The following is a 12,958-nucleotide window of genomic DNA, read 5'->3' as shown; positions in this document are numbered from 1 at the left end:
ACGGTAGAGATTCGTGGCTAGAACGAAACGCGCAACCTGGCCCTGGCACGGGCTGACCGGGCTGATCCTGCTGTTGATCGGCCTCGCCATCTGGTACTCCACTTCGCTGATCTCCTATGAGTGGCGCTGGAACCGCGTCCCGCAGTACTTCGCCTACCAGGCGGAAGATCCGCAGCGTGCCGATGGCATCTCGCGGGTCGAGAAGATCGAGGATCAGGGCGGCAACGCCCGCGTCACCCTGGTGGATGAAGACGGCAAGCGGCAGGTGCTGACCGTGGCCGCCGACAGCCTGCAGTTCTCGGAGAATGACGACGTCGCCGAGGGCGATGTGGTCGGCGCGACCCGTCACTGGGCCGCCGGTCCGCTGGCCTGGGGCCTGTGGACCACGCTGTGGATCTCCTTCGTTTCCGGCGCGTTCGGCCTGGTCATCGGCCTGTTCACCGGTCTCTGCCGCCTGTCGAAGAACCCGACCCTGCATGACCTTTCGACCCTCTACGTCGAGCTGGTACGCGGCACGCCGCTGCTGGTGCAGATCTTCATCTTCTACTTCTTCATCGGCACCGTGCTGAACCTGTCCCGCGAGTTCGCCGGGGTAGCGGCGCTGGCGCTGTTCACCGGCGCCTACGTGGCCGAGATCGTTCGTGCCGGCGTGCAGTCCATCGCCCGCGGTCAGGACGAAGCCGCGCGCTCCCTGGGCCTGAACGCCGCGCAGTCGATGCGTCACGTAATCCTGCCGCAGGCCTTCAAGCGCGTGCTGCCGCCGTTGGCCGGACAGTTCATCAGCCTGGTCAAGGACACTTCCCTGGTCTCGGTGATCGCCATCACCGAACTGACCAAGAGCGGCCGTGAGGCGATCACCACCTCGTTCTCCACCTTCGAGATCTGGTTCTGCGTCGCTGCCCTCTATCTCGTGATCAACCTGCCGCTGTCGCATCTGGCGGGGCGCCTGGAGCGGAGGCTCGGCCAAAGTGATTGAAGTGCGTAATCTGACCAAGGTCTTCGATACCCGCGGGCAGGTCGTGCGCGCGGTGGACGACGTCACCACCGGCGTGGCCAAGGGCGAAGTGGTAGTGGTGATCGGGCCGTCCGGCTCGGGCAAATCCACCTTCCTGCGCTGCCTTAACGGCCTGGAGGCGTTCGACTCCGGTTCGGTGAGCATCGATGGGGTCGACCTCGCCAACCCGAAGACCGACATCAACGCCTACCGCCGCGAGGTCGGCATGGTGTTCCAGCACTTCAACCTGTTCCCGCACATGACTGTGCTGGAGAACCTGTGCCTGGCGCAGAAAGTCGTGCGCAAACGCGGCAAGGTCGAGCGTGAGGCCAAGGCGAAGGCGCTGCTGGAGAAGGTCGGCATCGGCCAGAAGGCCAACGAGTACCCGTCACGCCTTTCCGGTGGCCAGCAGCAGCGTGTGGCGATTGCCCGTGCGCTGTGCATGGAGCCGAAGGTGATGCTGTTCGACGAACCCACCTCGGCCCTCGACCCGGAGATGGTCGGCGAGGTGCTGGACGTGATGAAGACCCTGGCCGTGGAAGGCATGACCATGGTCTGTGTGACCCACGAGATGGGCTTCGCCCGTGAAGTGGCCGACCGCGTGCTGTTCTTCGATCACGGCAAGCTGCTGGAAGACGCCGCCCCCGCGGAGTTCTTCGCCCAGCCCAAGGATGCACGTGCGCAGAGCTTCCTGCGGCAGGTGCTGTGAAGGTTTCGCCGCTGTGAAAAAGCCGCCCTCGGGCGGCTTTTTTGTGCGCGCCGACGAGCAACCGGCTCGGGTAGGAGCAACTGTCTTCTTCTGAAATTCTGTGCCTACGTTTTTCCCTCTCCCCAACCCTCTCGCTGAACGGAGAGGGAGCCGTCCGTGCCGGCTGATGGCGTGGTTTCATCCTGCTCCGAACGGTCCCCTCTCCCGCTTGCGGGAGAGGGCTGGGGAGAGGGAGGGGCTCTTGTGGGAGCGGACTCTGTCCGCGATAGCTCTGCATCGCGCCGGAAGCCCTCGCGGACAGGGTCCGTTCCTGCGCTCGGCAGATGCATCGGGGCAAATCGCAGGCAAAGAGAAACCGCCCCGGAGGGCGGTTTCTTCTACAGCGTCACTCGCGGTTGCGGGTCAGCAGCGCGGGGCGCTCGGTCTTGCGGCGCGGCTCCAGCTCTTCCAGCTGCTCCGGCGTCGGGAAGCGGTCGGTGCGGACCAGGTCGCGCTTGTTGATCACCACTGGCTGACGGGTCGGCTTGGCGGCGCCGTACTCGCTCGGCTCGCGCAGCGGGGCGTCGTTCATGCGCGAAGCCGGAGCCCTGCCGCCGCGCTTGCGCTGGCCGGCCTTGCCATGAGCGTTGCCGCCCTGGCCTTGGCCCTGGGGGCGACTACCACCGTTAGGCTTCTTGGCAGCACGGCCCTGGCCTTGACCCTGGCTACGGCCTTGACCGCTTCCGCCCTGGCCCCCCTGGCCGCGGGCGCGTTGCTGGCCCTGCCCCGGGTTCTGGCCTTGCCCTTGCCCCTGACCGCCACGACGGCGCTGGCCTCGTTGCTGGTCCTTGTCCGGGAACGGGCTGACGTAGTCGGCGCGATTGCCGAAGTTGTCGAAGTCATCGTCGAGGAACTCCTCCGGATCGCGGTTGCCATCGACCTTCGGTGCGCGAGCCGGTTTGGCCTGGCCCTGCTGTTCCTTCTGCTGGCGGTGCTGGCGCGGAGGACGGGGTTCGCGCGGCTCACGAGCCTGAGCGTTGGCGTTCGGCTGAGCGTCGCCGCCCTGGCCGTCGCCCTTCTTCTTGCCGCGACCGCCGCGACGGCGGCGCTTGCCGGCCGGCTTGTCGCCGTCGGCGGTTTCGCCTTCGGCATTGGGAGCGGCGCTGTGCTGCTCCTCTGCCTGCGGCTGTTGCGGCCTGTCCTTGTTGCGGTCCTTGCGCTCGCCACGCTTGGCCTTGTCCTTGCGCGGCTGGCGCTGGGGGGCTTCCTTCGGCTCGGGCTGCTGGACTTCCGGCAGCACGGCGTCGGGGTCGAAGCCCTGCATGTCGCCATCGGGGATGCGCTGCTTGGTCAGGCGCTCGATGGCCTTGAGCAGCTTCTCCTCGTCAGGCGCCACCAGCGAGATGGCTTCACCGGTTCGACCGGCGCGGCCGGTACGGCCGATGCGGTGGACGTAGTCTTCCTCGACATTGGGCAGTTCGTAGTTGACCACATGGGGCAACTGGTCGATGTCCAGGCCGCGGGCGGCGATGTCGGTGGCGACCAGGATGCGCACGTCGTTGGCCTTGAAGTCGGCCAGGGCCTTGGTGCGCGCGTTCTGGCTCTTGTTGCCATGGATCGCGGCAGCCGGCAGACCGTGCTTGGTCAGGTATTCGGCGAGGCGGTTGGCGCCGTGCTTGGTGCGGGTGAACACCAGTACCTGCTCCCAGGCGCCCATGGTCACCAGGTGCGCCAGCAGGGCGCGCTTCTGGACCGACGGAATGCGGAACACGCGTTGTTCGATGCGCTCCACGGTGGTGTTCGGCGGGGTGACCTCGATGCGCTCCGGGTTGTGCAGGAGCTTGTTGGTAAGGTCGATGATGTCTTTGGAGAAGGTCGCCGAGAACAGCAGGTTCTGGCGCTTGGCCGGAAGCTTGGCGAGGACCTTCTTCACGTCATGGATGAAGCCCATGTCGAGCATGCGGTCGGCTTCGTCGAGGACGAGGATTTCCACGTGGGACAGGTCGACGCTGCCCTGGCCGATCAGGTCGAGCAGGCGGCCGGGACAGGCGACCAGCACGTCGACGCCCTTGGACATGGCCTGGACCTGCGGATTCATGCCGACGCCGCCGAAGATGCAGGCGCTCTTCAGGGGCAGGTCACGGGCGTAGATCTTGAAGCTGTCGTGGACCTGGGCAGCCAGCTCGCGGGTCGGCGTCAGTACCAGGACGCGGGCCTGGCGCGGGCCGTGGCGGTGTTCGCGGTCCGGGTGGCCTTCGGGGAACAGGCGTTCGAGCACCGGGAGGGCGAAGCCGCCGGTCTTGCCGGTGCCGGTTTGGGCGGCGACCATGAGGTCGCGGCCTTGCAGTACGGCGGGGATGGCGCGTTCCTGGACGGGAGTGGGGCGCGCGTAGCCGGCGGCTTCAACGGCGCCAGCCAGGGCCTCGGAGAGACCGAGGGAAGAAAAGGACATGCGGGGTTCCTGTAGGCCGGCGACCTGCCGGCTCGAGGGCGCGTGATTTCAGGCTCGGGGCGAGCGCTCAGCCGGTGGCTGGAAGCACCCCGTCCACGATACTCCGGCGTTGCGCTGGCCGGGATCGCGGACGGTAAGCCCGGAGCAATGATCCTCAGCGGGGGAGCTTGAGGTTGTTCCAGAGCGCCAGGCTGGGTTCAGCCTGGTTCAGGGTGTAGAAATGCAGACCGGGTGCGCCGCCCTCGAGGAGGCGTTCGCACATGTCGGTGATGACCTGCTCACCAAAGGCCTGGATGCTGGCGATGTCGTCGCCGTAGGCTTCCAGCTGCTTGCGAACCCAACGAGGGATTTCCGCGCCACAGGCGTCGGAGAAGCGGGCCAGTTTGGTGTAGTTGGTGATCGGCATGATACCCGGTACGACCGGAATGCTGACACCGAGTTTCTCCGCACGCTCGACAAAATGGAAGTAGCTGTCAGCGTTGAAGAAGTATTGTGTGATGGCAGAGTCGGCGCCGGCTTTGACCTTGCGCACGAAATTCGCCAGATCATCCTCGAAATTGCGCGCTTGCGGGTGAACTTCCGGATAGGCGGCAACTTCGATGTGGAAGTGGTCGCCGGTTTCGGTGCGGATGAATTCCACCAGTTCGTTGGCGTAGCGCAGCTCGCCGCTGGCCATGCCCATGCCCGAGGGCAGGTCGCCGCGCAGGGCGACGATACGGCGGATGCCGGCATCCTTGTAGTGGGCCAGCAGGGCGCGCAGTTCGCCCTTGGTGTCGCCGACGCAGGAAAGGTGCGGTGCGGTCGGTACCTGCACTTCGCCGTCCAGCTGCAGCACGGTGGTCAGGGTGCGGTCGCGAGTGGAGCCGCCGGCACCGTAGGTGCAGGAGAAGAAGTCGGGCTTTTTCGCAGCCAGCTGGCGCGCGGTGGCCAGCAGTTTTTCATGGCCGGCTTCGGTCTTGGCGGGGAAGAACTCGAAGCTGAAACGGCGTTCTTTCTGACTCATGGTCGTTCCTTCGGCGCCCCGTCATCGCGTGGCTGCCGGTATGTGCCGTCGACTTCAGAAGTAACGGCGGTAGTTGTCTATCTTCGTGCGTAGCCGCTCGGCGCTGGGCTCGTGCGCATGGCCGAGGGCGTCCAGGATGCGCTGCGACTCCGCGTGGTAGTCGGCGATCTTGCTCCGCGCCCAGGTCGAGGGTGGCGGTAGCAGGTTGGTGGTCCGGTCGCACAGCTTGACGATCGCATACTGCGGCGCGCCGGTCGCCAGCCTTTCGAGGTAGATGTCGAACGGCAGCTTCTCGCCATTCACCACCTTGCTCAGGTGCTGGGCGCCTTCGGCGACAAACTCGCCAAAACGCATTTGCAGTTCGTCGAAGGGCACCGGTGTGTCTTCGAGCACGTCGTGCAGCAGGGCAATCTGGACAGTCTCCGCCAGGCGCTGGATGGGCGCTTCGCGGTCGGCCGCCATCACTTCGTTGGCGACCATCGCCAGATGGACCGCATAGGGCAGTGTCGAGGCGGTGAGGGTCTGCCCCGCATGAGCGCTGGCGGCGAAGAGCCATGCTTCGTTATAGCTGTCCTGCAGATCCATGGGGCACCAGATGGCAAAGAGGGCAGACGATTGCTCGTCTGCCCCCTGGTACATCAGTAGCGGTAGGTGTCCGGCTTGAACGGGCCTTCCACGGTCACGCCGATGTACTCGGCCTGTTTCGGGGTCAGCTGGGTGACGACGCCACCGAAGCCTTTGACCATTTCCAGGGCCACTTCTTCGTCGAGTTTCTTGGGCAGTACTTCGACGGTCAGGCGCTCGGCTTTCTTCTGCGCGGAGAGGTCGGCGTACTTCTGCTCGAACAGGAAGATCTGCGCCAGCACCTGGTTGGCGAAGGAGCCGTCCATGATGCGGCTCGGGTGGCCGGTGGCATTGCCCAGGTTCACCAGACGGCCTTCGGCCAGCAGGATCAGATAGTCGTCGTTGGCCGGATCGAAGTCGCCAGCGCCGGTGCGGTGGATCTTGTGCACCTGCGGCTTGACCTCTTCCCATGCCCAGTTCTTGCGCATGAAGGCGGTGTCGATCTCGTTGTCGAAGTGACCGATGTTGCACACCACGGCGCGTTTCTTCAGCGCTTTCAGCATGCCGGCGTCGCAGACGTTGACGTTGCCGGTGGTGGTGACGATCAGGTCGATCTTGCCCAGCAGTGCTGCGTCGACGCTGGCTTCGGTGCCGTCGTTCACGCCGTTCTTGTACGGGGAGACCAGCTCGAAACCGTCCATGCAGGCCTGCATGGCGCAGATCGGGTCGATCTCGGAAACCTTGACGATCATGCCTTCCTGGCGCAGGGACTGCGCGGAGCCCTTGCCCACGTCGCCGTAGCCGATCACCAGGGCCTGCTTGCCCGACAGCAGGTGGTCGGTGCCGCGCTTGATGGCGTCGTTCAGGCTGTGACGGCAGCCGTACTTGTTGTCGTTCTTGCTCTTGGTCACAGCGTCGTTGACGTTGATCGCCGGGACTTTCAGGGTGCCGGCCTTGAGCATGTCCAGCAGGCGGTGCACGCCGGTGGTGGTCTCTTCGGTGATGCCGTGGATGCGCTCGAGCATCTGCGGGTATTTCTTGTGCAGGATTTCGGTCAGGTCACCGCCGTCGTCCAGCACCATGTTGGCGTCCCACGGCTGGCCGTCCTTGAGGATGGTCTGCTCGATGCACCACTCGTATTCCTGCTCGGTCTCGCCTTTCCAGGCGAACACCGGGATGCCGGCGGCGGCGATGGCGGCGGCGGCCTGGTCCTGGGTGGAGAAGATGTTGCAGGAGGACCAGCGCACTTCGGCGCCCAGCGCGGTCAGCGTCTCGATGAGTACGCCGGTCTGGATGGTCATGTGGATGCAGCCGAGGATTTTCGCGCCCTTGAGCGGCTGGCTGGCGGCGTACTTGCGGCGCAGGCCCATCAGCGCCGGCATTTCGGACTCGGCGATGATCAGCTCGCGGCGGCCCCAGGCGGCCAGGGAAATGTCGGCGACTTTGAAGTCGGTGAAACCGGCAGGCGTCATGACAGCGCTCATGCGTAACTCTCCATTCGTTGTCTGCGAATGGGCGCCGTTGATGCGTTTGGCGATCGGCGGTTGCCGACCGTGACGCGCCCCATCCGAGCCTGACAAGCCGAAGCGAATCGACCTGCTGCAGCGCCCCTCGGACGGGTGGCGGGAACGACCGGGCTGTGCCGGCCGTTAGTGAAGCCTGCGGATTATAGCCATGGCGCATGACAAGCCAAAGACTTTTGGTCGCGTTCGCGCAGTGGATCGCGGCCGGGATCCCCGTCGCGCCCGCGCCAGGGGCCGTGAAAACCCTGGCGCGGGCGTCGTCGCGGGGATCGTTGGGCACTCGCAGGGCGCGGGTGCCGGTTGTCAGGAGGCTTAGATGACGCCTGAATCGCGGAGTTTGCCGATGGCGGCCTGGTCCAGGCCCAGCACGCCTTCGAGGATTTCCTGCGTGTGCTGGCCCAGGGTCGGCGGAGCGTTGCGGTACTCCACCGGCGTCTCGGACAGGCGGATCGGGCTGGCCACCTGCGGCACTGTGCCGGCCAGCGGGTGCGGCAGGTCCACGCGCAGGCCGCGGGCGATCACCTGCGGGTCGGCGAAGACCTGCGCCAGGTCGTTGATCGGGCCGCAGGGCACGCTGGCCTGTTCCAGCACCGCGATCCATTCGGCGGTGGTGCGCATCACGGTGGCCTGGCGGATCAGCGGGATCAGCACATCGCGGTGCGCCACGCGCGCCTGGTTGGTGGCGAAGCGCTCGTCGGTGGCCCATTCCGGGTGGCCCGCCAGTTCGGCGAACTTGCGGAACTGGCCGTCGTTGCCGACGGTAAGGATGAGGTCGCCATCGGCGGTGGGGAAGTCCTGGTACGGCACGATGTTCGGGTGCGCGTTGCCCAGGCGACGCGGGGGCTTGCCGGTGGTCAGGTAGTTCAGGGTCTGGTTGGCCAGGCAGGCGACCTGCACGTCCAGCAGCGCCATATCGATGTGCTGGCCGATGCCGCTGACGTCACGGTGGGCCAGGGCGGCCAGGATCGCGGTGGAGGAGTACAGGCCGGTGAGGATGTCGGTCAGCGCCACGCCGACTTTTACCGGGCCGGCGCCTTCCTCGGCGTCGGAGCGCCCGGTCAGGCTCATCAGGCCGCCCAGGCCCTGGATCATGAAGTCGTAGCCGGCGCGCTTGGCGTAGGGGCCGAACTGGCCGAAGCCGGTGATCGAGCAGTAGATCAGCTTCGGGTTGAGCGCTTTCAGCGACTCGTAATCCAGGCCGTAGGCTTTCAGACCGCCGACCTTGAAGTTCTCCAGCACGATGTCGGCCTTGGCGGCGAGCTCGCGCACCAGGCGCTGGCCCTCGGGCTGGGTGAAATCGATGGTCAGGGATTTCTTGTTGCGGTTCGCCGACAGGTAATACGCCGCTTCGCTGGTGTCGCGGCCCTCCGCGTCCTTGAGGAACGGCGGGCCCCAGGCGCGGGTGTCGTCGCCGCTGCCGGGACGCTCGATCTTGATCACTTCCGCGCCGAGGTCGGCGAGGATCTGCCCGGCCCAGGGGCCGGCGAGAACGCGGGAGAGGTCGAGGACACGGATGTGCGAAAGGGCGCCGGACATGCAATCACCTGCAACGTGAAGTGGGGCGGGGAGGGCGCAGTGCGGGGACGCCACGGTCCTCCCCGGGGCCTCTCGGGCGAGAGGTAAAACGGTCGCCAACCCGGCTCCTGATGAGCGTCGGGCTGGCGCTGGGCGCTTAGAAGAACGCCTGGATGCCGGTCTGTGCGCGGCCGAGGATCAGCGCGTGGACGTCGTGGGTACCTTCATAGGTGTTCACCACTTCCAGGTTGACCAAGTGGCGAGCAACGCCGAACTCGTCGGAGATGCCGTTGCCGCCGAGCATGTCGCGGGCCATGCGGGCGATGTCCAGGGCCTTGCCGCAGCTGTTGCGCTTCATGATCGAGGTGATTTCGACGGCGGCAGTGCCTTCGTCCTTCATCCGGCCCAGGCGCAGGCAGCCTTGCAGGGCGAGGGTGATGTCGGTCTGCATGTCGGCCAGTTTCTTCTGGATCAGCTGGTTGGCGGCCAGCGGGCGGCCGAACTGCTTGCGGTCCAGGGTGTACTGGCGAGCGGTGTGCCAGCAGGCTTCGGCGGCGCCCAGGGCACCCCAGGAGATGCCGTAGCGGGCGGAGTTCAGGCAGGTGAATGGACCGCGCAGGCCGCGCACGTCGGGGAAGGCGTTTTCCTCGGGGACGAACACGTTGTTCATCACGATCTCGCCGGTGATCGAGGCGCGCAGGCCGACCTTGCCGTGGATCGCCGGGGCGGACAGGCCTTCCCAGCCTTTCTCGAGGACGAAGCCGCGGATCTGGCCTTCGTCGTCCTTGGCCCAGACCACGAAGACGTCGGCGATCGGGCTGTTGGTGATCCACATCTTGGCGCCGGTCAGGCGGTAGCCGCCGTCGACTTTCTTGGCGCGGGTGATCATCGAGCCCGGGTCGGAGCCGTGGTCCGGCTCGGTCAGGCCGAAGCAGCCGATGTATTCGCCGCTGGCGAGTTTCGGCAGGTATTTCTGCTTGGTGGCTTCGTTGCCGAATTCGTTGATCGGCACCATCACCAGGGAGGACTGCACGCTCATCATCGAGCGGTAGCCGGAGTCGATGCGCTCGATTTCACGGGCGATCAGGCCGTAGCACACATAGTTCAGGCCGCTGCCGCCGTATTGTTCGGGAATGGTCGCGCCGAGCAGGCCGGTTTCGCCCATCTCGCGGAAGATCGCCGGGTCGGTCTGCTCATGGCGGAAGGCTTCCAGCACGCGCGGGGCCAGCTTGTCCTGGGCGAACTGCTGGGCGCTGTCACGCACCATGCGCTCTTCTTCGGTGAGTTGCTGATCCAGCAGCAGCGGATCTTCCCAGTTGAAGCTTGCTTTGGTCGCCATGGAGAAACCTCTAACGCAGACAGTGAATGACCCGCACAAGTCTAGGCGGGCTCGGTGTGGGCCATCCTAGTCAGCCGTCGGGAAGCGGGGCAACCGACTAATTCGCACGCTGTTGTGCTATTTTGTTACTCCGTAACTGCCAGGTGACTGCGATTATTTGCTCGAATAGCCTGTGTAAAGGGTTTTCCTGGCGAATTCTGCGCATCACGATATTCCGAAGAGGCATTCGATGCGACGCAAGATCCCGACCACCGCGGCGCTGGTGGCCTTCGAATCCGCTGCCCGTCACGAGAGCTTCACCAAGGCTGCCGACGAGCTGTCGCTGACCCAGAGCGCGATCTGCCGGCAGATCGCCACGCTGGAGGAGTTCCTTGGCGTCGAGCTGTTTCGTCGCTCGCGACGGGGGGTGAAACTGACCGAGGCGGGGCTCAACTACAGCCGCCGCGTCGCCCAGCGCCTGGACGCCGTGGAGCGCGACACCCTGGCGGTGATGGGCCAGCAGGGCGGCGGTACGCTGGAGCTGGCGGTAGTGCCGACCTTCGCGACCCAGTGGCTGCTGCCGCGATTGAAGGACTTCAAGCGCCTGCATCCGGAAGTCACGGTCAACCTGACCAACCGCACCCGGCCCTTCCTCTTCGCCGACACCGAGTTCGACGCCGCGCTGTATTTCGGCGACGGGGTGTGGTCCGGCACGGTGGCCAACTTCCTCATGCACGAGAACCCGGTGCCGGTATGCAGCCCCGAGCTGCTGGGTGACCGCCGGGAACTGTCGGCCGCGCAGATCGCCGAGCTGCCGCTGATGCAGCAGACCACCCGGCCCTACGCCTGGCGCCAGTGGTTCGGCTCGCTGGGCATGAGCGTGGCGCACGACATGAGCGGTACCCGCTACGAGCTGTTCTCCATGCTCGCCCAGGCGGCCATGCATGGCATGGGGGTGGCGCTGATCCCGCCGATGCTGATCCAGCAGGAGCTGGCCGACGGCCGGCTGATCGTGCCGATGCAACATGCCTATTTGAGCGAAAATGCCTATTACCTGATGATTCCCGAACGCAAGGTGGAGTCGGCGACCCTGGGTGCCTTCCGCGACTGGCTGGTGGATGAAGCCGCGCGATACCGCGCCGAAGCGGGCCTTGGCTGAGCCAGGGCAGGCTGGGCAGCGGCAGTCCGGGCCAGACTTGCATAGCCGGCGGGCTTTTCCCGTCATCGCGCTCACGAGGCGCAACCTCCCAAGAAGGAGCTTCCATGAATTTCCATACCCGCAAATGGGTCAAGCCTGAAGACCTCAACCCGAATGGCACCCTGTTCGGCGGCAGCCTTCTGAAGTGGATCGACGAAGAAGCGGCGATCTACGCCATCGTGCAGCTGGGCAACCAGCGTGTGGTCACCAAGTTCATCTCGGAGATCAACTTCGTCAGTTCCGCGCGCCAGGGCGACATCATCGAGCTGGGCATCACTGCCACCGAGTTCGGTCGCACCTCGATCACCCTGACCTGCGAAGTGCGCAACAAGATCACCCGCAAGAGCATCCTCACGGTCGACAAGATGGTCTTCGTCAACATCGGCCCGGACGGCCAGCCGGCGCCCCACGGTCGCACCGAAATCAAGTACATCAAGGACCAGTTCAAGGACGACGCCATCCCGCAGCCCTGATCGCGGATGCGCGAGGGTGATTGCCTGCGTGCCCGGAGCCACGCCGAACGGCGGTGAAAACCTTTGCATTTGCGTCGATTGAATGTGAGCCTGTGCCCGCCCACGGCGGGCATGGGCCTACGCTGCTCCCCGCCGATCTTGCAGGCTGACTGCATCAGAACAATGACCGGGGAGAGACCATGCACACCACCTTCGCATCCACGCTGCGCCAATTGGCCATGGCCGCCTGTACCAGCCTGCTGCTGGCCGGCGCCGCGCACGCCGCACCGATCAAGGCCGACATCAAGCCCGAGGCCGGCAGCTTCAAGATGGGCATGCAGCCCTGGCTGGGCTACGGCCAGTGGTATGTCGCCGAACAGGCCGGCGCCTTCAAGGCCAACGGCCTGGAGCAGGTCGAACTGGTCAATTTCACCGAAGACAAGGACATGAACGCCGCCCTGGCCAGCGGCCAGATCGACGGCGGCAACCTCGCCACCCACACTGCCATGGCCATGGTCGCCGCCGGCCTGCCGGTGAAGATCGTCCTGCTGCTGGACCAGAGCACCAGTGCCGACGCGCTGATAGTCGACCCGTCGATCAAGACCCTGACCGACCTCAAGGGCAAGCAGGTAGCCTACGAGGAAGGCACCACCAGCGACATCCTCCTGCACAGCGCCCTGCGCAAGGCCGGCCTGACCATCGCCGACGTGCAGCCGGTGCCGATGCCCGCCGCCAACGCCGGCAGCGCCCTGATCGCAGGGCAAGTGCCGGCCGCCGTGACCTACGAGCCGTACCTGTCCGCCGCCAAGCAGCAGAACCCGAAGGTCAACCTGCTGTACAAGGGCTCGGATGACCCAGGCATCATCAGCGACGTGTTCGTGGTGCGCGACGAGGTGCTCAAGGAGCGTCCCGGCCAGGTGCTGGCGCTGATCAAGAGCTGGGAAGCCGGCCTGAAACACTTCAACGAGCAGAAGGCCGAAGGCCGCGCCGCCATTGCCAAGGGCGTGGGCGCCGACGAGGCCGAGCTGGCCAGCGCCTTTGATGGCGTGCACTTCTACTCGGTGAAGGAAAACCAGGCGGAGCTGAAGGGCGCCTTCCAGAAAGGCTCCTTCGAGCACATCCAGAAGGCCGCCAGCGAAGCCGGCATCCTGCAACAACCGGTCAGCCCGGCGCAGGCCATCGACGCGCGTTTCGTCGAGGCACTCTGATCCTCTGATGCCCTGATCTTCTGAAACATGGCGCGCGCCGGCC

The 12,958-nt window shown here is 65.6% G+C and carries 11 protein-coding genes and 1 riboswitch; of the genes, 5 read left to right on the top strand and 6 right to left on the bottom strand.

All coding sequences use genetic code 11. The features are described 5' to 3' along the window. Window positions 1–13 precede the first annotated feature (13 nt). Both C167_RS0122420 and C167_RS0122415 read left to right on the top strand, forming a co-directional pair. Window positions 14–976: an amino acid ABC transporter permease gene (locus C167_RS0122420; RefSeq protein WP_017520550.1), complete on the top strand. Its 963-nt coding sequence runs from the start codon at window positions 14–16 to the stop codon at window positions 974–976. Then, window positions 969–1,703 carry an amino acid ABC transporter ATP-binding protein gene (locus tag C167_RS0122415; protein WP_017520549.1) on the top strand — a complete coding sequence of 245 codons (735 nt, stop codon included), beginning with the start codon at window positions 969–971 and terminating at the stop codon, window positions 1,701–1,703. The genes C167_RS0122420 and C167_RS0122415 overlap by 8 nt, the downstream gene beginning before the upstream one ends. A gap of 385 nt (window positions 1,704–2,088) precedes the next feature. On the opposite strand, the gene C167_RS0122410 is transcribed toward C167_RS0122415, so the two are convergent. The 6 genes from C167_RS0122410 to C167_RS0122385 form a co-directional block, all read right to left on the bottom strand. Continuing rightward, window positions 2,089–4,134, bottom strand: a complete 2,046-nt coding sequence (locus tag C167_RS0122410) for a DEAD/DEAH box helicase (RefSeq protein ID WP_017520548.1) — start codon at window positions 4,132–4,134, stop codon at window positions 2,089–2,091. A 154-nt stretch (window positions 4,135–4,288) separates the two neighbouring features. Then, entirely contained in the window at window positions 4,289–5,137 is an 849-nt protein-coding gene (metF, locus tag C167_RS0122405; RefSeq protein ID WP_017520547.1) for a methylenetetrahydrofolate reductase [NAD(P)H], read from the bottom strand. Window positions 5,138–5,191: 54 nt separating this feature from the next. Continuing rightward, window positions 5,192–5,722: an HD domain-containing protein gene (locus tag C167_RS0122400; protein WP_017520546.1), complete on the bottom strand. Its 531-nt coding sequence runs from the start codon at window positions 5,720–5,722 to the stop codon at window positions 5,192–5,194. Window positions 5,723–5,775: 53 nt separating this feature from the next. After that, the gene (gene ahcY / locus C167_RS0122395; protein ID WP_017520545.1) at window positions 5,776–7,185 is read right to left on the bottom strand and encodes an adenosylhomocysteinase; all 1,410 of its coding nucleotides are present in this window, start codon (window positions 7,183–7,185) and stop codon (window positions 5,776–5,778) included. Between the two features lie 22 nt (window positions 7,186–7,207). After that, window positions 7,208–7,320, bottom strand: a riboswitch (S-adenosyl-L-homocysteine riboswitch). Between the two features lie 216 nt (window positions 7,321–7,536). Next, window positions 7,537–8,760: a CaiB/BaiF CoA transferase family protein gene (locus C167_RS0122390; protein ID WP_017520544.1), complete on the bottom strand. Its 1,224-nt coding sequence runs from the start codon at window positions 8,758–8,760 to the stop codon at window positions 7,537–7,539. 136 nt (window positions 8,761–8,896) lie between these two features. Beyond that, complete coding sequence (locus tag C167_RS0122385) at window positions 8,897–10,078, bottom strand: acyl-CoA dehydrogenase (protein ID WP_017520543.1); 1,182 nt, start codon at window positions 10,076–10,078, stop codon at window positions 8,897–8,899. Between the two features lie 229 nt (window positions 10,079–10,307). Between C167_RS0122385 and gcvA the strand changes: the two genes are divergently transcribed. From gcvA to C167_RS0122370, 3 genes are all read left to right on the top strand, one after another. Then, window positions 10,308–11,216 (top strand): transcriptional regulator GcvA, encoded by a 909-nt coding sequence (gene gcvA / locus C167_RS0122380; RefSeq protein ID WP_017520542.1) that lies wholly within the window; start codon window positions 10,308–10,310, stop codon window positions 11,214–11,216. 104 nt (window positions 11,217–11,320) lie between these two features. After that, window positions 11,321–11,728 carry an acyl-CoA thioesterase gene (locus C167_RS0122375; RefSeq protein WP_015479269.1) on the top strand — a complete coding sequence of 136 codons (408 nt, stop codon included), beginning with the start codon at window positions 11,321–11,323 and terminating at the stop codon, window positions 11,726–11,728. 179 nt (window positions 11,729–11,907) lie between these two features. Beyond that, window positions 11,908–12,915, top strand: coding sequence for an ABC transporter substrate-binding protein (locus C167_RS0122370; RefSeq protein ID WP_017520541.1), 1,008 nt, complete (start codon window positions 11,908–11,910; stop codon window positions 12,913–12,915). The last annotated feature ends 43 nt before the right edge of the window (window positions 12,916–12,958 follow it).

Source organism: Pseudomonas nitroreducens TX1 (assembly GCF_000313755.1).
GTDB lineage: Bacteria > Pseudomonadota > Gammaproteobacteria > Pseudomonadales > Pseudomonadaceae > Pseudomonas > Pseudomonas nitroreducens_A.
The sequence above is the reverse complement of the archived record's forward strand: the minus strand, read 5'-3'. Positions and strand labels throughout refer to the sequence as shown.

Bases quoted from the DNA above. Each gene is read 5' to 3' on its own strand.
- C167_RS0122410 (WP_017520548.1), bottom strand. From the start codon at position 4,134: ATGTCCTTTTCTTCCCTCGGTCTCTCCGAGGCCCTGGCTGGCGCCGTT.
- metF (WP_017520547.1), bottom strand. From the start codon at position 5,137: ATGAGTCAGAAAGAACGCCGTTTCAGCTTCGAGTTCTTCCCCGCCAAG.
- C167_RS0122400 (WP_017520546.1), bottom strand. From the start codon at position 5,722: ATGGATCTGCAGGACAGCTATAACGAAGCATGGCTCTTCGCCGCCAGC.
- ahcY (WP_017520545.1), bottom strand. From the start codon at position 7,185: ATGAGCGCTGTCATGACGCCTGCCGGTTTCACCGACTTCAAAGTCGCC.
- C167_RS0122390 (WP_017520544.1), bottom strand. From the start codon at position 8,760: ATGTCCGGCGCCCTTTCGCACATCCGTGTCCTCGACCTCTCCCGCGTT.
- C167_RS0122385 (WP_017520543.1), bottom strand. From the start codon at position 10,078: ATGGCGACCAAAGCAAGCTTCAACTGGGAAGATCCGCTGCTGCTGGAT.
- gcvA (WP_017520542.1), top strand. From the start codon at position 10,308: ATGCGACGCAAGATCCCGACCACCGCGGCGCTGGTGGCCTTCGAATCC.
- C167_RS0122375 (WP_015479269.1), top strand. From the start codon at position 11,321: ATGAATTTCCATACCCGCAAATGGGTCAAGCCTGAAGACCTCAACCCG.
- C167_RS0122370 (WP_017520541.1), top strand. From the start codon at position 11,908: ATGCACACCACCTTCGCATCCACGCTGCGCCAATTGGCCATGGCCGCC.